The sequence below is a fragment of the Nonomuraea sp. NPDC048901 genome (genome assembly GCF_040649695.1).
Lineage (GTDB): Bacteria > Actinomycetota > Actinomycetes > Streptosporangiales > Streptosporangiaceae > Nonomuraea.
The window spans coordinates 78,930-97,696 of record NZ_JBEZFW010000013.1; the positions used below are offsets into that span (position 1 = coordinate 78,930).

The 18,767-nt window shown below is 71.2% G+C and carries 17 protein-coding genes and 1 riboswitch; of the genes, 4 read left to right on the forward strand and 13 right to left on the reverse strand.

Annotation, left to right across the window (positions count from 1 at the left end; genetic code table 11):
- Window positions 1-63: 63 nt before the first annotated feature.
- Window positions 64-261, forward strand: coding sequence for a DUF5999 family protein (locus AB0C30_RS37575; protein ID WP_214634349.1), 198 nt, complete (start codon window positions 64-66; stop codon window positions 259-261).
- Between the two features lie 4 nt (window positions 262-265).
- Here AB0C30_RS37575 and AB0C30_RS37580 read toward each other — a convergent pair whose 3' ends face one another.
- Entirely contained in the window at window positions 266-871 is a 606-nt protein-coding gene (locus tag AB0C30_RS37580; RefSeq protein ID WP_357952985.1) for an alpha/beta family hydrolase, read from the reverse strand.
- 82 nt (window positions 872-953) lie between these two features.
- On the opposite strand from AB0C30_RS37580, the gene AB0C30_RS37585 reads away from it, so the two are divergent.
- Window positions 954-1,307: a hypothetical protein gene (locus AB0C30_RS37585; protein WP_357952987.1), complete on the forward strand. Its 354-nt coding sequence runs from the start codon at window positions 954-956 to the stop codon at window positions 1,305-1,307.
- 137 nt (window positions 1,308-1,444) lie between these two features.
- Here the strand turns inward: AB0C30_RS37585 and AB0C30_RS37590 are convergent, their stop codons facing one another.
- Both AB0C30_RS37590 and AB0C30_RS37595 read right to left on the reverse strand, forming a co-directional pair.
- Complete coding sequence (locus tag AB0C30_RS37590; protein WP_357952989.1) at window positions 1,445-2,713, reverse strand: multidrug effflux MFS transporter; 1,269 nt, start codon at window positions 2,711-2,713, stop codon at window positions 1,445-1,447.
- A 102-nt stretch (window positions 2,714-2,815) separates the two neighbouring features.
- Window positions 2,816-3,832 carry a zinc-dependent alcohol dehydrogenase family protein gene (locus tag AB0C30_RS37595; RefSeq protein WP_357952992.1) on the reverse strand — a complete coding sequence of 339 codons (1,017 nt, stop codon included), beginning with the start codon at window positions 3,830-3,832 and terminating at the stop codon, window positions 2,816-2,818.
- A gap of 176 nt (window positions 3,833-4,008) precedes the next feature.
- Between AB0C30_RS37595 and AB0C30_RS37600 the strand changes: the two genes are divergently transcribed.
- A complete protein-coding gene (locus tag AB0C30_RS37600; protein ID WP_357952994.1) occupies window positions 4,009-4,899 on the forward strand; it encodes a helix-turn-helix transcriptional regulator in 891 nt (296 codons plus the stop codon).
- A 133-nt stretch (window positions 4,900-5,032) separates the two neighbouring features.
- Here the strand turns inward: AB0C30_RS37600 and AB0C30_RS37605 are convergent, their stop codons facing one another.
- From AB0C30_RS37605 to AB0C30_RS37640, 8 genes are all read right to left on the reverse strand, one after another.
- Window positions 5,033-5,833: a tetratricopeptide repeat protein gene (locus tag AB0C30_RS37605; RefSeq protein ID WP_357952996.1), complete on the reverse strand. Its 801-nt coding sequence runs from the start codon at window positions 5,831-5,833 to the stop codon at window positions 5,033-5,035.
- A 294-nt stretch (window positions 5,834-6,127) separates the two neighbouring features.
- The gene (gcvP, locus tag AB0C30_RS37610) at window positions 6,128-8,965 is read right to left on the reverse strand and encodes an aminomethyl-transferring glycine dehydrogenase (RefSeq protein WP_357952998.1); all 2,838 of its coding nucleotides are present in this window, start codon (window positions 8,963-8,965) and stop codon (window positions 6,128-6,130) included.
- A 156-nt stretch (window positions 8,966-9,121) separates the two neighbouring features.
- Window positions 9,122-9,214: riboswitch (glycine riboswitch) on the reverse strand.
- Between the two features lie 34 nt (window positions 9,215-9,248).
- The gene (locus AB0C30_RS37615; protein ID WP_357953000.1) at window positions 9,249-9,869 is read right to left on the reverse strand and encodes a MerR family transcriptional regulator; all 621 of its coding nucleotides are present in this window, start codon (window positions 9,867-9,869) and stop codon (window positions 9,249-9,251) included.
- A 148-nt stretch (window positions 9,870-10,017) separates the two neighbouring features.
- A complete protein-coding gene (locus AB0C30_RS37620; protein WP_214634355.1) occupies window positions 10,018-10,488 on the reverse strand; it encodes a bifunctional nuclease family protein in 471 nt (156 codons plus the stop codon).
- A gap of 109 nt (window positions 10,489-10,597) precedes the next feature.
- Window positions 10,598-11,260: a MerR family transcriptional regulator gene (locus tag AB0C30_RS37625; protein ID WP_357953002.1), complete on the reverse strand. Its 663-nt coding sequence runs from the start codon at window positions 11,258-11,260 to the stop codon at window positions 10,598-10,600.
- Between the two features lie 58 nt (window positions 11,261-11,318).
- Window positions 11,319-11,831, reverse strand: coding sequence for an FHA domain-containing protein (locus AB0C30_RS37630; RefSeq protein WP_357953004.1), 513 nt, complete (start codon window positions 11,829-11,831; stop codon window positions 11,319-11,321).
- A 293-nt stretch (window positions 11,832-12,124) separates the two neighbouring features.
- Entirely contained in the window at window positions 12,125-14,629 is a 2,505-nt protein-coding gene (locus AB0C30_RS37635; protein ID WP_357953007.1) for a mannose-1-phosphate guanyltransferase, read from the reverse strand.
- 4 nt (window positions 14,630-14,633) lie between these two features.
- A complete protein-coding gene (locus AB0C30_RS37640) occupies window positions 14,634-15,215 on the reverse strand; it encodes a CDP-alcohol phosphatidyltransferase family protein (protein ID WP_357953009.1) in 582 nt (193 codons plus the stop codon).
- A gap of 209 nt (window positions 15,216-15,424) precedes the next feature.
- On the opposite strand from AB0C30_RS37640, the gene AB0C30_RS37645 reads away from it, so the two are divergent.
- Complete coding sequence (locus AB0C30_RS37645) at window positions 15,425-16,795, forward strand: MFS transporter (RefSeq protein ID WP_357953010.1); 1,371 nt, start codon at window positions 15,425-15,427, stop codon at window positions 16,793-16,795.
- A 522-nt stretch (window positions 16,796-17,317) separates the two neighbouring features.
- Here the strand turns inward: AB0C30_RS37645 and AB0C30_RS37650 are convergent.
- Window positions 17,318-18,160 (reverse strand): GNAT family N-acetyltransferase, encoded by an 843-nt coding sequence (locus tag AB0C30_RS37650; protein WP_357953012.1) that lies wholly within the window; start codon window positions 18,158-18,160, stop codon window positions 17,318-17,320.
- Entirely contained in the window at window positions 18,157-18,744 is a 588-nt protein-coding gene (locus AB0C30_RS37655; RefSeq protein ID WP_357953014.1) for a phosphoribosylanthranilate isomerase, read from the reverse strand. Before AB0C30_RS37655 ends, AB0C30_RS37650 begins: the two co-directional genes overlap by 4 nt.
- Between the last annotated feature and the right edge of the window lie 23 nt (window positions 18,745-18,767).

The following is an 18,767-nucleotide window of genomic DNA, read 5'->3' on the forward strand; positions in this document are numbered from 1 at the left end:
CCACGCTGTTCCCGCCCCTTTCCTACCCGCGGGAGCCATTCACGAGATATCGGAGGCACGCCGATGTGCCCGCACGACCCGGCCTGTCCGGCAGCCGAGGCGCCCGACCGCGAGGCCGCACGTACCCTCGCCTGCCACCCCGAGCAGGGGTGGAGCCTCCTCTGCAACGGCGTCGTCCTTTTCGAGGACACCGGGGAGCTCCTGCCTGGCGGCACCGCCATCGCTCCGCACCGCCCGGATCCGCTCGTCGGCGCCGCCTGAGCCGCTACCCGCTCACCGGCGCCCCATAGCCGACGATCCACTCGGCGACCACCTCGCCCACCCGGGCGGGGTCCTTTTTCAGGTCGTGCCCCTCGCCCGGCAGCACAACCAGGCGTGCCGCGTCGGCAGCGTCGGGCACGCCGAACGGATCCCGGTCCCCATTGACCACCAGCACGTCCACGCCCGCCTCGCGCAGCTCGCCGGCCCTCGACTTCTCGGGCCTGCCCGGCGGGTGCAGCGGGAACGCCAGCGCCACCACCGCCACCGCGCCGACCACCTCGGCCGTACGGCAGGCCACCCTGGCCCCGTTGCTCCGGCCGCCCTGCACCAGCGGCAGCCCCGGCCAGCGCGCCCGCAGCTCTCCCAGGACGACCTCCCACGCCTCGTCCTGCCGTACGGCCGAGCCCGGCGCCCGCGCCCCGGCGAGCCGGAACGGCTGCGTCACCCTGGCCACCACGGCCCCCACGTTCAGCGCCGCGTCGCGGACCGCCAGCAGATCGGGCGCGTCCACTCCCCCGGCCGACCCGTGCGTCAGCACCAGCAGCAGCCGGGGCCGCTCCACCTCGTCGAAGTCGACCTGCGCCGGGCCGCGCGGGGTCATGATCCGCATGTCAGAACCGTACCTGGGGATGAGTTCACCATGGCCCTCAGGGTTGATGACGGCGCGCCGCGCAGCCGCGATGATGAGCCTCATGCCAGACATGCGCCCCATCCGCGAGGACCTGCAGGCGACGCTCGACGCCCGCCGCGACCTCGGCCCCGAATACGAAGCCGCCCTGGTCGAGTCGTTCGTGGAGCGGCTCGACGCCACGATCGCCGCCCGGGTGCGCGCCGAGCTCCAGGCCCACGGCGCCGGTCCCGTCCCGGCCAGGTCCAAGAGCCCGGGGGCGGCCATGATCCCGATCGCGCTGGGGTCGATGGGCATCGGCATCCCACTGACGGCCATCGCGGCGTCCCGCGGAGGCGGGCTCGGCTTGGCCATCGCCTGGTTCGCCATCGTCCTGATCAACGTCGCGGCGGCGGCCGCCATCATGCGCCGCGGCTGACCGTCCCCGAACTGTGAACGTGAGTCGCGCCGGCGTGCCCCGAACGGTGGTGGGCGTGCTGGTTGCCCGCCCAGCCGCAACCGCGGGGCTCCGGAACGGCGACGTAGCAGTCGCGCCGCGCGTTTGGGTCACCGCGTTCATGAAGGTGCGGTCGTTTCGGCCATCGCAGTCGTTTCGGCCGTCCCGACCATGGTGGCCGCGGCAGGCGCGTGTCGGCGGGCGAAGAGGAGGCAGGCGCTCGCGCCGAGGAGGACGGCGACGACGGTGACGACGCCTAGCGGGAGGATGCTGGCGGCGCCCGCGATGCCGACGAACGGGGCGGCCACACCGCCGAAGCCGTACCTGACCGTGCCGAGCAGGGAGGACGCTGTTCCCGCCATCCGCGGGTAATCCGCCAGAGCGAGGGTGCTGGCGGGTGCGGAGGAGATCGCCACGCCGCCGGCCAGGAAGAACAAGGACGCGATGACCACCCAGAGTGGCATCGGGGTGAGGCCGGAAGTGAGGAGCCCGGCGGCACCGCCGCCGGCGACGAGGATGCCGATGGCGAGGGTGCCGGTGATGCTCCATCGTTCGGCGCCGCGGCCGCCGAGCCACCCGAAGAACGCGAAGCCGGCTGAGTTGAGTCCGAAGGCGGCCGCGTACCACTGCGGGGAAAGTCCGTAGACGTTCTGCAGGACGTACGTGGCGCCGGCGAGATAGGCGAACACGGCGGCCCAGAGGAAGCCCTGGTTGAGGAGGGCTCCGAGGAAGACCCGGTCGGCGAGCAGCGTACGGTAGTCGCGCATGGTCTGGGCGAATCCGCCTCGGACACGATGGTCGGCCGGAAGTGTCTCCGTGTAGATGAGCAGGGTGGCGATCAGGATGCCGGCGCCGATGACCGCGAGGACCACGAACAGGCCACGCCAGTCGACGAGCGCGGTGAGCAGCCCGCCCAGCAGCGGGCCGACGATCGCGGCGCACGCTCCGACCACGGTGAGCCGGCCGTAGAAGCGGATCAGCTCGCCGCCGGAGTGGACGTCGCGGCCCGCGGCCTGAGCAATGACGATTCCGACCCCGCCGGTGAGGCCTTGCACGAGCCGGGCGATGATGAGCACCTCGACGCTGGGGCTGATCGCGCAGAGCGCGGAGGTGACGATGTACGCGGTGACGCCGAGGCGGAGGATCCCTCGCCGCCCGAACTGATCCGAGATCGGTCCTGCGATCAACTGCCCGGCGGCCAGCCCGATCAGGCACGCGGTGACGGTCAACTGCGCGATGGAGGTCGCGGCACCGAGTTCGACCGTCAGTGCCGGCAGCGCGGGCAGGTACAGGTCCATCGAGATCGGCCCGAACACCGTCAGCAAGAGCAGCAGGGGCGGCAGAAATCGCCCCGCTACAGGCTTGGACGGCGTTGTGGTCTCTGGCATCGTTCTTGCTTTCCTCGCGAGGTCGACGGGAGGGAGGCTGGGCGAAGGTCGCTACCGGGCTGTCATTCGGCCATGCGCGCACATGTCCGCTGACGCACGGGGTCAGGGCTTGAGGAGGGTCTTGATGGCGCGGCGCTCGTCCATGGCCTTGTAGCCCTCGGCGACCTGCTCCAGCGGCAGGGTGAGGTCGAAGACCTTCCCGGGGTTGATCCGCCCCGACAGGACGTGGTCGATCAGGTCGGGCAGGTAGCGGCGTACGGGGGCGGGGCCGCCACGCAGGCCGACGTGGGAGAAGAACAGCTCCTGCCCGTCGACGGCGACCTCGTGGGGGACGCCGACGAAGCCGACGTTCCCGCCGGGCCGCGCCGAGTGCAGGGCCTGCCGCATGGCCTCGGCGGTACCCACGCACTCCAGGACCGCGTCGGCGCCGATGCCGCCGGTCAGCTCCTTGATCCGGGCGATGCCCTCCTCGCCGCGCTCGGTGACGATGTCGGTGGCGCCGAACTCCCTGGCCAGCTGCTGCCGGGGCTCGTGGCGGCTCATCGCGATGATCCGTTCCGCGCCCATCTCCTTGGCGGCGATGACCGCGCACAGGCCGACCGCGCCGTCACCGACCACCACGGCGGTCGAACCGGGCTTGACCTCGGCGGCGTCGGCGGCGTACCAGCCGGTGCCCATGACGTCGGAGACGGCCAGCAGGCCGGGCCGCAGCTGCTCGTCCGGCACCTGGTCGGTGGCGACCAGGGTGCCCTGCGCGTTGGGGATGCGTATGTACTCGGCCTGGCAGGTGCTCATGAACTCGCGGTTCAGGCAGCTGGACTGGAAGCCGTTGCGGCAGTTCGCACACGTGTTGTCCGAGGTGGCGAAGGAGCCGACGACGAACTGATCGGGCCGGACCGCGGTGACCTGGCTGCCGACCTCCTCCACGAAGCCCACGTACTCGTGACCCATCGGGTGAGCCTCCTGGGCCGGCTCCAGGCCGCGGTAGGACCACAGGTCCGAGCCGCACACACAGGTGACGGCCGTCCGGATGATCGCGTCGGTCGGCTTGAGGATCTTCGGGTCCTCCAGGGTCTCGAAGCGCACATCGCCGGGGCCGTGGATCACTGCTCCGCGCATCAAAGTTTCCTTTACGTGGTTAGGCGTCTGATATGCGGCTGCCGCCCGGTCGTACCGAAGGCGCAGGATTCCGCCGCAATCCACCTAACCGGCATTCTGCGGTGGTTACGAGTTACCAGCGAGAGGTGTACTCCCAGTACATCCCTCGCTTGGCGATGACGCCGTACGGTCGAGCTGTGGACAATCGTGACGAGGTCCGCGAGTTCCTCACTTCGCGGCGAGCTAAGATCACCCCGGAGCAGGCCGGCCTGATCGCCGGATCCCGGCGGCGCGTCCCCGGTCTGCGCCGCAGTGAGGTCGCGGCCCTTGCCGATCTGAGCGCCGAGTACTACGCCAAGCTCGAACGAGGCAACCTCGCCGGCGCCTCCGCGGCGGTGCTCGAAGCCCTCGCCCGCGCCCTGCGGCTCGACGACGCCGAGCGCGCCCACCTCCTGCACCTGGCCCAGACCGCCGACGGCTCGGACGTCCTCACCCGCCCCCGGCGCCGCGCCGCCCGGCCGCAGACGCTCCATCGCAGCCTGCAGTGGACGCTGGACGCGATCACCGCCGGACCCGCCTTCGTGCAGAACAGCCGCATGGACGTGCTCGCCGTCAACCAGTTCGCCCGCGCGTTCTTCGCCGACCTGTACGCCTCCCCGGCCAATCAGGAGAATCTGGCCCGGTTCGCGTTCCTCGACCCGGCCTCCCATCGCTTCTACCCGGACTGGGGTCCCTTCGCGGACATGTGCGTGGCCATGCTGCGCACAGAAGCCGGCCGCAACCCCCACGACAAAGAGCTCCACGACCTCGTCGGCGAACTGTCGACCCGCAGCGATGAGTTCCGCACCCGCTGGGGCGCGCACAACGTCCGCCGGCACGGCACCGGAACCAAACGCTTCAACCACGCCATCGTCGGAAAGCTCACCCTCGCCTTCGAGGGTTTGCAGATGGTCGCCGACCCCAGCCTCACCATCACCATCTACACCGCCGAACCCGGCTCACCCTCCGAGGAGGGCCTGCGCCTGCTCGCCTCCTGGGCGGCCACTCAGGAAGCCCGGACCCACACGGAGCCGTTGGCGGCGGACTGACCGGTCGGTGGCGAGGTCGGCGAGGGAGACCTCACCGACGGCGTAGCGCCGGCGGATGGAGCGGCAGGCGGGCGCGGGCGTCCTGAAGGCGCTCGCGGGCGTCCTGGAGACGCTCGCGGGGCGGGGAGGTCGGTCAGGTGTCGCGGTCGTAGCGCAGACGGACCTCCGCGGCCAGCGTCTCGTCCTCGTGCTCCAGCCCGTACGTCCAGACGCGGCCCGCGTCGTCGACGCGGCCACGCAGCGGCAGGGTCCTGGCCAGCAGCTCGATGGCCAGCCCGCTCGTCGGCGCGTCACCGCCGTCCTCCACCGCCCCCGCGAACTCCGCGCAGGCGAGCTCCAGGTGCGCGATGCCGAGCTGCACCCGCAGCCGGGCCACGTCGTCCTGGGGGGCCACCTCGAGCGCCTCCAGCAGCACCTCGGCCGCCTCCCCCGGCTCGCCCCGCTCCAGCAGCAGCTCGGCCAGTTGCTGCGCGGCGTGCGCGCCCACGTCGTCCGGCCCGGCGGCGGCCAGCGCGGCCCGCAGTTCGTTCTCCGCCTCGTCGTAGTCGCCGGCCAGCACGGCCAGCCGGGCCAGGGCGAGACGCGCCAGCGGGACGTAGGCGGCCGTGCCGACGCCCAGGACCGCCTGCCACGCCCCCCTGGCCTGCTCGGCGCGGCCCTCGCGCTCGAAGCCCTGCGCGAGGTGACAGGCCGCCTGAGCGGCGAACTCCGGATGTCCGGTGGCCAGCGCGACCCGGGCGGCCGCCCGGGCCCCCTCCGGGTCGCCGCGCTCGTCGAGCACCACGGCCAGGCCCACGGCGGCCTGCGCCCGGTCGGGCTCCTCGGGGTCGGCGGCCAGCTCGCTGAGTATGGCCGCCGCGCCGTCGAGGTCACCGTGCTCGGCCAGGCGGCGAGCGGTGTCGAGAGGCGGGACCTGCAGCTCTGAGAACGTCAAGAGAGCTCCTTAGGCGACGGTCGGACAGAGCCTAACGAGTTCCGGTGATCATGTCTTCTCACTGGCCACGTTCAGCCTGGGTGGCGGGAAAAAATCCCAGAAAACGGACGTAGCCCTCCCCGTCCGAGCACAGCGGACGGAGAGGGCCACGGTTACGCGGCGGAGAAGGCCACGGTCCCGCGAACGCGACGTGCGGGTCAGTCACGGACGCGACAGCCGGATCAGTCGCGAACGCGACAGCCAGCTCAGTTGCGGACGTAACGACCGGAGCCGTCGCGGACGCGACAAACCAGGTCAGTCCTCGTACGCCTCCAGCGGCGGGCAGGAGCAGACCAGGTTGCGGTCGCCGTAAGCCTGGTCGATGCGCCGCACCGGCACCCAGTACTTGCCCTCCCGCAGCGACGGCAGCGGGTAGACCGCCTCGGTACGGCTGTAGGGATGGGCCCACTCGTCGGCCGCGACGGCCTCGGCGGTGTGAGGGGCGTTGCGCAGCGGGTTGTCGGCCCGGTCGTAGGCGCCCGAGGCGACCCGCGCGATCTCGCCCCTGATGGCCACCATCGCGTCGACGAACCGGTCGAGCTCGGCCAGGTCCTCGCTCTCGGTCGGCTCGATCATCAGCGTGCCGGCGACCGGGAAGGACATGGTCGGGGCGTGGAAGCCGTAGTCGATGAGCCGCTTGGCCACGTCGTCGACCGTGACGCCGGTCTCCTTGGTGATCTGCCGCAGGTCGACGATGCACTCGTGGGCCACCAGGCCGCCGCGCCCGGTGTAGAGCACCGGGTAGTGCGGGGCCAGCCGCCGGGCGAGGTAGTTGGCCGACAGGATCGCCTGCTCGGTGGCCGCGGCCAGGCCGTCGCCGCCCATCATCCTGACGTACGCCCAGGAGATCGGCAGGATGCCCGCCGAGCCGTACGGGGCCGCGGAGACCGCGCCGACCGGTGAGCCGGGGCGCAGCGGGTGGCCCGGCAGGTAGGCGGCCAGGTGGCCGCGGACCGCGACCGGGCCGACGCCGGGGCCGCCGCCACCGTGCGGGATGCAGAAGGTCTTGTGCAGGTTGAGGTGCGAGACGTCGGCGCCGAACTCGCCCGGCTTGGCCAGCCCGACCAGCGCGTTGAGGTTGGCCCCGTCGACGTAGACCTGGCCGCCCGCGTCGTGCACCTTGGCGCAGACCTCGGTGATCGTCTCCTCGAAGACGCCGTGCGTCGACGGGTAGGTGAGCATGATCGCGGCCAGCGCGTCGCGGTGCTTGTCGATCTTGGCGTCGAGGTCGGCCAGGTCCACGTTGCCCTCGGAGTCGCAGGCCACGACCACGACGCGCATGCCGGCCATGACGGCGCTGGCCGCGTTCGTGCCGTGCGCGGAGGACGGGATGAGGCAGATGTCGCGGTGCTCGTCGCCGTGGTCGCGGTGGTAGGCCCGGATCGCGAGCAGCCCGGCGAACTCCCCCTGGGACCCGGCGTTCGGCTGGATGGAGACCGCGTCGTAGCCGGTCACCTCGGCCAGCCATTCCTCCAGGGTCTCGATGAGGTGGTGGTAGCCCGCGGCCTGCCCGTCGGGCGCGAAGGGGTGGATCCCGGCGAACTCCGGCCAGGTGATGGGCTCCATCTCGGTGGTGGCGTTGAGCTTCATCGTGCAGGAGCCGAGCGGGATCATGGACCGGTCGAGGGCGATGTCCTTGTCCTGGAGCCTGCGCAGGTAGCGCAGCATCGCGGTCTCGGAGTGGTGGCTGTGGAAGACGGGGTGGGTGAGGTAGCCGGACTCCCGCGTCAGCGCGGCCGGCAGCGTGTCCAGCCCTTCGTCGGCGAGGAGGCCGGCCACCGGCCCGCTGACGCCGAAGGCGGCGGCGACCTGCTCGAGGTCGGCCGCCGTGGTCTTCTCGTCGCAGGCGATGGAGACGTGGTCGGCGTCGGCCTGCCACACGTTGACGCCGCGCTCGGCGGCCTGCCGGACGACGTCGGCGGCCCGGCCGGGCACCCTGGCCAGCACGGTGTCGAAGAACTCCCGGTGTACGACCTCGACACCGCCGCGGCGCAGGCACTCGGCCAGCGCGGCGGCGTGCCGGTGTACGCGGCCGGCGATGCGGCGCAGCCCCTCCGGCCCGTGGTAGACGGCGTACATGCCGGCGATGACGGCCAGCAGGACCTGCGCGGTGCAGATGTTGCTGGTGGCCTTCTCCCGTCTGATGTGCTGTTCGCGGGTCTGCAGGGCCAGCCGGTAGGCGGGCGCGCCGTCGGCGTCGACCGAGACCCCGACGAGGCGGCCGGGCATCTGCCGCTGCAGTCCTTCGCGTACGGACATGTAGGCGGCGTGCGGCCCGCCGAAGCCGAACGGCACACCGAAGCGCTGCGAGGAGCCGATCGCGATGTCGGCGCCGAGCTCGCCCGGCGCGGTGACCAGGGTCAGCGCGAGCAGGTCGGCGGCGGCCACGACCAGCGCGCCCGCGGCGTGCGCCCGCTCGGCCACCGCGCGGAAGTCACGCAGCCGGCCGGAGGCACCCGGGTATTGGACGAGCACGCCGAAGCACTCGGGCAGCTCACCGTCGAGCGCGTCCTCGACCAGCGTGATGCCCAGCGGCTCGGCGCGGGTGGCCAGCACCGCCTTGGTCTGGGGCAGCGCGTCGGCGTCGACGACGAACACGTCGCTCTTGGACTTGCCCGCGCGCCTGGCCAGCGTCATCGCCTCGGCGGCGGCCGTGCTCTCGTCGAGCAGGGAGGCGCCGGCGACGTCGAGCCCGGTCAGGTCGGAGACGACGGTCTGGAAGTTGAGCAGCGCCTCCAGGCGGCCCTGCGAGATCTCCGGCTGGTAGGGGGTGTAGGCGGTGTACCAGCCTGGGTTCTCCAGCAGGTTGCGGCGGATCACCGCCGGGGTGATCGTGTCGTGGTAGCCCAGGCCGATCATCGAGGTGAGCACCCGGTTGCGGCCCGCGATGGCCCGCAGTTCGGCGATGACCTCGGTCTCACTGGCCGCGGCGGGCAGCGAGAGCCGGTCCTTGATCCTGATGGACTCGGGGACGGCCACCGCCACCAGGTCGGCCACGGACTCGAAACCCACGGCCTCGAGCATGCGCTGCTGCTCGGATTCGGACGGGCCGATGTGCCGGGTCGAGAACGGCGGAGCTGACAGGTCGGTCATGGAAGGTGCCTCCCGAGGGCTATGGAGACCGGCGCCTGGGCGCGGGCGAGTGCCGGATCTCCCCCTCTGTCATGGCGACCTGAGAGCTTCACCCCCATGAGGGCTTGCACCGTCGGTGAGGCGCGCCTGGCGGGCGTGCCTGCTTTCCAGAGTTGCCTACCCCGAGCGGTACGGGTGCCTGAGAGATTCCGGGGAGGGTTGCTCCTTCGGCGCCCCGGGACCAGCCCGGGACTCTCCCGCAGGGGGTCGTCAGCCTTGCGCCTCTTAGGTTACTACCGGATTGCTACCCTATGCGGCGCGCCCGTCGCCGCTGGGCCAGCTCGTCAGCGGGGTGGTCGGCCGGGACGCTGTCCTCGACCGCCGCCCTTTCCCCCGGCAGCTCCGCGAGGGAGCCCTCGACCTCGCGCCAGACCCGGCCGAGCGCGATGCCGAACACGCCCTGACCGCCCTGGAGCAGATCGATCACCTCGTCGGCCGAGGTGCACTCGTAGACGCTGACGCCGTCGCTCATGAGCGTGATCTGCGCGAGGTCGCCGACCCCGCGGTCACGCAGGTGTTGTACGGCCGTACGGATCTGCTGGAGGGAGACTCCGGTGTCGAGGAGCCGCTTGACGACCTTGAGCACCAGGATGTCGCGGAAGCTGTAGAGCCGTTGGGAGCCCGAGCCGTGCGCGGCTCTTATCGTCGGCTGGACCAGCTCCGTGCGCGCCCAGTAGTCGAGCTGCCGGTAGGTGATGCCGGCCGCCGCGCACGCCGTCGGGCCGCGGTATCCGATGTCACTCGGCAGTGTCGTGGGCTGCTCGTCGAAGAGCAGACCCTGCTCTCCGGCACGCTGCCGCGCACTCTCACGCCGCACCGGATCTTCCTGGCCGGCCGTCTTTCCCTCGCCGCTGCTGACCGCCACGCGGACCTCCGGCTTTCTCTCATCCCATGGCCTGATCTGGGGGTTCGTAAAAGCGCGGCCATGGGTTTCACTTGCACCGTAGGACCGTGACCATGCGCAGTCAACGATCCCGCTCGGCGCGTCGTGAAGCGTAAATGCACTGAAATACCTACCCCGCCCGGCCAAAGTCTTCGGGGGTGATCGTGTCAAGGAACTCCCTGAACTTCTCCACCTCGTCCTCTTGGTCGTCGGGGATGATCACCCCGGCCTCCTGGACGACCTCCTCACTGGCGAAGATTCGTGCTCCGGTGCGCAAGGCGAGCGCGATCGAGTCGGAGGGCCGCGCGCTCACCTCTACGCCGTTGGAGAACACCAGGTCGGCGAAGAAGATACCGTCACGCAGGGCGACGATGTTGACCGCGCGCAGGCCCACGCCGAGGGCGCTCAGCACGTCCCTGAAAAGGTCGTGCGTGAGTGGCCGGGCTGGAGGCTCCTCCGCTTGGGCCAAGGCGATGGCCGTGGCTTCGGTCATCCCAATCCAAATCGGCAGGAACCTCTCCCCGTGTGCCTCCTTGAGCAAGACGATCGGCTGATTTGTGGGCATCTCTACGCGGACGCCCACGACCTCCATCTGCAACACGGGCTGCTCCATATTCGACTGGTCGGCGACCCCGGCACAGCTATTGGGCCGGTCCGCTTCTGCATTTCAACGTAACACCCGAGGGGCCTTGTATGTCCCGCTGGTCCGGTCATCGGCCTAGAACGGTTCGCACGCCCGTACGCACCAGAGCGGCGTGCAGGTCGAGCAGCAGCGCCGACAGCTCCCTCGCGGCCTCGTCGGCCTCTCCGATGGCCCCTGGGGCCCGGCGTTTGAGTATGGGCGCGACCGTCTGCTCCACCAGACCGCACTCGCGCTCGGCCGCGGCCTTGACCGCGCGCAGATGCCGGGCGTGCAGGCCGAACCGGGCCAGGGCGCCGACGCTGCGCGCCACGTTGAGCGCCTCCTCGTCGTAGCGCCTGGCCGTCGCCGAGAGCAGCCCGTAGTCCTCGAGCTCGGCCAGCGTGTCCTCGTCGAGCCCGGCCGCCTCCAGCAGCTCGGCGCGGCTCAGCCGCACCTCCCGCGTCTCCGGCCGGTCGGTCACGGCACGCGGGCGGCCGAAGTGCTCGGCCATCTTGTCCTTGATCACCCGCAGCGGCAGGTAGTGGTCGCGCTGCTCGGTGAGGATGTAGCGGAGCTGCTCGACGTGCAGGTGGGTGAACTTGCGGTAGCCCGACGGGCTGCGCTCCGGCTCGATGAGCCCCTCGCCCTCCAAGAAGCGGATCTTGGAGATCGACACATCGGGGAACTCGCCCTGGAGCATGGCGAGCACCTCCCCGATGCTCATGTGCGAACGTGCCGCCTGCGCGCTCATGCGGCTTCCTCCGTGAGCCGCATGAACGCTGTGACTATCGGTCGCTCGCTGGGCTCGCTCATGCGCCGGCGGCGGTCCGCATCAGGAAGACGAGGCGGAACTTGCCGATCTGCACCTCGTCACCGGAGTGCAGCGGCACCTCCTCGATGCGCTCCCGATTGACGTAGGTGCCGTTGAGGCTGCCCACGTCGCGCACGGAGAACTGGCCGCCGCGAAGGCGGTAGAACTCCACGTGCCGCCGGGAGACCGTGATGTCGTCCAGGAAGATGTCGCTCTCGGGATGGCGCCCCGTGGTGGTGAGCTCCTTGTCGAGGCGGAAACGGCTCCCCGCGTTGGGCCCCCTGGTCACGGTGAGCAACGCCGTGCCAGGCGGCAGCTGCTCCACCAGCGCGCGCTCGGCGAGGAGCATGTCACCGGTCTCAGCCTCGTACGCCTCGATTCCCGCGACAGAGATCGTCGATGTGGTGTCCCCGGCGACCTCGGTTCTGGTCAGCGGTGACCCACAACGGGAACAGAAACGGGCATCCTCGGGGTTGGCGTGCCCGCACTGCGTGCAGTAGACGCTCGGCATCGATCGGCTCGGCCTCCTACCGCGAAGACGCGGCAACGGGGATCTGGGCGCGCCTCGCTTCGCTCTTCAAGTTTGCGAATGCCGCAACTTACGCTGATCAGCGGCAAAGGTCAAGGCGGGGCGCTGGACGACGGGTTCGGACGGTGACAAAGTTACCGCCGCCCGCGCCCCAAGGTCCATGCCGCCGCGCGTTTCTACATTACGATCTTGCACGTTCCGGCGCCACCGATCCGCCAGTGTCACGTTCCGTGATGATTCTATGCGAATTGCCGTACAGATTTCGGTCCCGAGGCTCAGGAGGCCGCCTCCTCGACCACCCGGGCCCAGTGCTCCAGGAGCGACTGCGCGGTGTCCACGTCGGCGGCCTCGGCCCACAGATCGGTGACCGGCTCGGTGGCGGCGGGCAGGATCAGCACCCAGCTCCCGTCCTCGGCGGCCACCCGCACCCCGTCGGTGGTGTCGACGCGGCAGCCGTCCGGCTCGGCCTCGGCGGCCTCGATGACCGAGCGCATGACGGCGCCCTTGGCCGCCCACGGGGTCGGCACCGTACGCTTGAGCAGCTTGGCCTCGGGGATGCGCGCGTCGATCTGGCTGAGCGAGAGCCGGGTGCGGGCGACCAGGCCGAGCAGCCGCATGAACGCCGCCACCCCATCGATCGCCGGACCGAACTCGGGCACCACGAAACCGCCCCTGCCGTCGCCCGCGAAGATCATGTCTTCGTCCACCGCGGCCGAGGTGAGGGCGTCGACCGCCGTGGAGGTCCAGCGCACCTGCACGCCGTGGAAGCGGCAGACCTGCTCGGCGACCCTGGTGGTGGTGACGGGCAGCGCCACCCGGCCGGTCCTGCGCTCGGCGGCGATCAGGTCGAGCACGACGAGCAGGGCCCGCTCCTCGCCGATCAGCTGGCCCATCTCGTCCACCAGCGCGATGCGCTCCCCCACGGGGTCGAACCGCACCCCGAAGGCCGCCCTGGAGGAGCTCACGAGCTCCGACAGGCGCTGCAGGTCCCTGCGGCGCTCGGCGAACGTCTCCGTGGGCGAGATGTCGTCCAGGCGGGCGTTCACGGTGAGCACGTCGACGCCGACCCGGCCGAGCAGCGTGGGCAGGACCAGCGCGGAGGTCCCTCCGGCGCAGTCGACGACGACCTTCATGTCCCTGATACCGGTCATGTCGACGCAGCGCAGCAGCTCGTACGCGTAGTCCTCGACCGCCCTGGCGGGAAAGCGGAGCTCGGCGATCTCGCCGGGGAAGGCGCGCCGGAACTCCTGGCGGGAGAAGACGCGCTCCAGCTTGCGCTGGGCGGCCGGGGGCAGGTCGGCGCCGCGGTCGTCCATGATGACGATGTCGATGCTCTGCGGGTCGCCGGCGGTGGTGCGCAGCGCGATGCCGCCCGCCGCGGACTCCCTGGCCGTGTGGAAGCGGGCCACCGGCAGCGGCGCGGCCTCCAGGTCGAGGACGTTGATGGCGCTGGCGTTGAGCGCGCCGATCACGGCCCGCTTCAGCGCTCTGGCGGCCAGCGAGGAGTCGCGCGAGGTGACGACGTGCTCGCCCTTCTTCAGGGTGGTGGCGTACGCGCTGGCCAGCCGTACGCACAGCTCGGGGGTGATCTCCACGTTGACCAGGCCGCTGACGCCGCGGGGACCGAACAGGCTGCGCTGGCCGCGCGACTCCCAGATGACGCTGGTGTTGACGACGGCGCCGGCCTCGATGGTCTTGAAGGGGTAGATCTTGACTCCGCTGGAGACGTACGCCTCGGGCTCGATGACGCACTCGTCGCCGATGACGGCGTTCTCCTCGATGCGGGCCCCGGCCATCACGTCGGTGCTCTTGCCGATCACGCAGCCGCGCAGGTGGCTGCCGGGGCCCAGGTAGACGTTGTCGTGGACGACCGCCCGGTGCAGGAAGGCGCCTTCACGCACGACCGTGTTGTTGCCGAGCACGGTGTACTCGCGCAGCTCGGCGCCGGCCTCGACCTTGGCGTACGCGCCGACGAGCAGCGGGCCCTTGAGCACCGCGTCGGGGTCGACCGAGGCCGACTCGGCCACCCAGACGCCCGGCGAGACCTCGAAGCCGCCGATGTCCACGGCGACCCGGCCGGACAGGGCGTCGGCCTGGGCCTTGAGGTAGCTCTCGTGGGTGCCGACGTCCTCCCAGTAGCCCTCGGCGACGTAGCCGAAGATGGGGGCGCCGCGCTCCAGCAGGGTGGGGAAGACGTCGGCCGACCAGTCGACGGGCTCTCCGGAGGCGACCGCGTCGAGGACCTCGGGCTCCATGATGTAGATGCCGGTGTTGACGGTGTCGGAGAAGACCTGCCCCCAGGTGGGCTTCTCCAGGAAGCGCTGGACCCGGTTGCCCTCGTCGACGATCACGATGCCGAACTCGAGGGGGTTGGGCACCCGTTTCAACCCGATGGTGACAAGCGCCGAATTTTCACGATGAAAACGGACCATATCCGACAAATCGATATCGGTCAGGGCGTCGCCGGAGATCACCAGGAATCGGTCGTCGCGCAGGCGGGCCGCGGCGTTCTTCACGCTGCCCGCCGTGCCCAGCGGAACGTCCTCGGTGGCGTATTGCAAGCTCATGCCGAGTTCGTCGCCGTCGCCGAAGTAGTTGCGCACGAGCGCGGCCAGGAACTGGAGGGTGACCACGGTCTCGGTGATGCTGTGCCGTTTGAGCAGCCGCAGCACGTGCTCCATGATCGGGCGGTTGACCACGGGCAGCAGGGGCTTGGGCTGGTTGGCCGTCATCGGACGCAGCCGAGTGCCCTCTCCACCCGCCATGACGACCGCCTTCACCCGATCACTCCTCCTTGGCCGCGGTTACGAGCCGTCGTACCTGTACCCCATACAACACCCCCGACCACCAGTACAGGCCCGTTCCCCAGAGCGCAAAGGCCCATCCGACAATTCGTGCTATATCGGCATACCACCCAGTGTGGGAGGCAAGGAAGAGCAGAGGGAAGGCGTACATCAGGTTGAACATGGCGGCCTTGCCCAGGAAATGCACCTGAAGTGCCTTGTAACCGCTCTTCCGAAGTACGGGAAAGAAACACGCGACGAAGAGTTCGCGACCCAGGATGATCGCCACCAGCCACCACGGAATGACGTCGCGCACCAGCAGCGCCAGGATCGTGGCGAAGACATAGAGCTTGTCGGCGGCCGGATCGATGATCCGGCCGAGCCTGCTCATCTGGTTGAAGGCGCGAGCGATCTTGCCGTCCAGCCAGTCGGTGAACCCGGCGACCGCGAGCACGAGGATCGCCCAGGCGTCCGCCTTCGGCCCCAATACCAGCCAGAGGAAGACGGGAACGCCGAGGAGGCGCAGGAAGCTCAGCAGGTTCGGAACCGTCCAGATCCGATCCTCGGCGGAAGTTTCGCTCACGCTGCCGACCCTACTGCGTCGCCTTTCTCCGCAGCGGGGTTGGCCGCGGCTCATCCTTTCCGGCGGCACTCCCGGCGACCTGGTGGCACTCCCGACGACCTCCCCGGCGACTTTCCCGCCGGCACTCCCCGCGGCTCTCTGGGCGACGCCACGCGGATCGGCGCGTCGCGAGAGGTTAGCGTCGACCCTCACCGCGCAGGTGTAGGGGGATGAAGCGGAACATCCTGATCGTGATGTGCGCCGGCCTGTTCGTCGTCCTGCTGGACGTGACCATCGTGAACGTGGCGCTGCCGTCCATCGCGGCCGGCCGGCACGCCGGGCTCGCGGACCTGCAGTGGGTGGTCGACGGCTACCAGATCGCGCTGGCCGGGCTGCTGCTGACGGGCGGCACACTGGGCGACCGCTTCGGACACCGGCGGGTGGTGCTGGCGGGGTTCGGCCTGTTCGGCGTGGCGTCGGCGGGCTGCGCGTTCGCGCCGGGCGTCGGGGCGCTGGTGGCGGCGCGGGCGGTGCAGGGCGTGGGCGCCGCGCTGCTCCTGCCGGGCACGCTGGCGGTCATCACCCGGACCTTCCCCGGCGAGCGGGAACGGGCCAGGGCCATCGGGGTCTGGGCCGCGGTGGGCAGCGCGGCCCTGCCCGCCGGGCCGCTGCTCGGCGGGATGCTGATCCAGGCGTTCGGCTGGCCGTCGATCTTCGCCATCAACGTGCCGATCATCCTGATCATCTTCGTGGCGGTGTTCCGGGTCGCTCCGGCCGACGAGCCCGAGCGCCGGCCGATCGACCTGCCGGGCACTGTGACGGGCGCGGGGACGCTGCTGGTCCTGACGTACGCGGTGATCCAGGCGGGGCGTGACGGGCCCGACTGGCGGCGATTCGGGGCCGCCGCGGCGCTGCTGGCCGCGTTCGTGGCGATCGAGAGCCGGCGGGAGGCGCCGATGCTGCCGCTGGGGCTGCTGCGGCGCCCCTCGATCGCGGTCGGCACGATCGGCTCGGCGACCATGAACTTCGGGATCAACGGCATGATGCTGCTGATCACCCTGTACCTCCAGGGCGTGCTGCGGCTGTCCCCGATGACGGCGGGCGCGGCGCTGCTGCCGCTGTTCGTGCCGCTGGCGCTGCTGTCCGCCCCGTTCGGGCGCCTCGCCGGCCGGTACGGGCCGCGTCCCGTGATGGTCGCCGGGCTGGTGGTCCTGGCGGCGGGCATGGGGCTGCTGCTCCTCGTACGGCCGGCCACGCCGTACCTGGTGCTGCTCCCGGCGCTGGCCGTCATCGGGCTCGGCGCGGCGCTGCTGACGCCGAGCGTGGTCGCCCTGGCCATGAGCGACCCACCGCCCGGCCGGGAGGGGCTGGTGAGCGCGATCAACAACACCGCCCGGCAGGCGGGCGGCGCGATCGGCGTCGCGGTCTTCGGCGCGATGGCGGGCGCTCCCGGCGGGCCCCGCTTCATCGGCGGGCTGCATGGGGCGGCCGTGGTGGCGGGAGTGGCCTACCTCGGCGTGACGGCCCTGACCCTGACCCTCGGCCTCACCACCGGCCACCCCACAACCCCCTCGTCTGTACGCTCCCAGACCTGTACCTGACCACTCCAGGCCCGCATCTGACCGCCCGCCCCAAGACCCGCGTCCGACCACCCCAGGCCCACATCTGGCCACCCCAGACCCAAGGCCGGTCACCACGGGCCCGCATCTGACCGCCCGCCCCAAGACCCGCGGCTGACCGCCGGCACCAAGCCGTCCCGGGCCAGACCGCACCACCCGAGATCCGCCACCGCCCGAAACCCCCATCGGGAGCCTCCACCACCGGGGGTCGGGTCCCGAAGGCTGAGGCCGCCGACCGTGATCGGTGGGCGGGGGTCAGTAAGGGTCGGTCAGCCGGAGGGACGGTGGGCCGGGGTCCGTCAGTCGTGGTCGGTGGGCGGGGGTCAGTAAGGGCCGGTCAGCCGGAGGGACGGTGGGCCGGGGTCCGTCAGTCGTGGTCGGCCGGAGGCGGCGGCCGGGGTCGATCGAGCGGCTCGGCCGGGGGCGTCCGGAGTCGGCCGAACGGAGCCGACTGGGGTCATTCAGGTCCGACGGCGGGAGGGACGGTTGGCCGGAGGCGGGCGGTCAGGTGCGCAGGAAGCTGTGGGTGTGGCCTACCGGCTCGAAGCCGAGCCGTTCGTAGAAGTCCTTGGGCCAGTCGGCGGCGTCGGCCAGCAGGAACACCAGCTCGCTGTCGGCCGCCTCGGCGAGCAGCGCCCTCATCAACGTGCGGGCGTGCCCCCGGCCCCGGTGGCGGTCCCCCGTGTAGAGGTCCTCGATCTGTGTGACGGCGCCGTTCCGGTAGATGTCGGCCCGCGCGGCGAGTTGGCCGTCCTCCGTCCGTACGGCGCGGAAGCCCACCGTGTCGGCGCCGCGCAGCCGCTCCTCCACGCGCCTGGCGAGCTGGTCGATGACGTCGTCGGTGGCCTCGGGCAGCGTCTCGCGCCAGCCGGCCCGGAGCGTGGGCAGCAGCGCGGGCAGGCCGAGGCGCTCCACGGGTGCCGCGTCGTGCGGGAACGCGCCGCGGAAGACCATGACCAGGTTCGTCTCGTGCGTGTAGCCCGCGGCCTCGAAGGCGGGCGCGTACGCCCGGCCCAGGCGGTCGTCGTCGACGTTGACCAGCCGGTGGGCGTACCCGGCGAGCACCTGGTCGGCCGCCTTCAGCGCCGCGCCGGGATCGTCGCCGGACCAGATGACGACCTTGTTGTCGTCGTACGAGCCGGGGTAGCGGTCGTTGAGGACGGCGAACCCGCCGGGCACCTCGACGGTCCGCCCCGCCTTCCGCCGGGCGAAGTCGTGCGCGAAGGCGACGCTACGGGCGAAGTCGTGCGCGAAGGCGGCACTACGCGCGGAGTCGGGCGTTAACCCGGCGCTACGGGCGAAGTCACCCTGAGACCCGGTATCCGCGCCGCCGAAACCGCCGGTCATGGGCGGGCCGCCGTGATGAAGCGTCTGATGAGGTCGGAGTCCTTCACCCCGGGCGCCACCTCGACCCCGCTGGACACGTCCACGCCCCACGGCGCCGCGGCGGCGACCGCCTGAGCGACGTTGGACGGGTCGAGGCCGCCCGCGAGCAGCCAGTGCCCCGTGGGGCGGCCGCGTACCGCCGCCCAGTCCCAGGGCTCGCCGGAGCCGGGGCGGGGCGCGTCGACGATGAGCAGGTCCTCGTCGTAGGCGCCGCAGCGCAGGTCGGCTTCGGCGTTGACGGCCCTGACCAGGGTGTGGCCGAGATCCTTCAGCGCGGTGAAGTCGCCGTGCGGATGCCGGCCGTGCAGCTGGACGCCGCGCACCCCGGAGGTGAGCGTGGCGGCGCGGACGGCCTCAGGGGTCTCGCCGCGGAACACGCCGACGGTGAGGACGTGGGCGGGGACCGCCGCGGCCAGCTCGGCGGCCCGCTCGGGGGTCACCTGACGAGGGCTTCGGGTCAGCACGAAGCCGATGGCGTCGGCGCCCGCCTCGACGGCGGCCGCCACGTGCTCGGGCTCGCTCAACCCGCAGATCTTCACGTACACACCGTCGACCCTAACGGCGAACG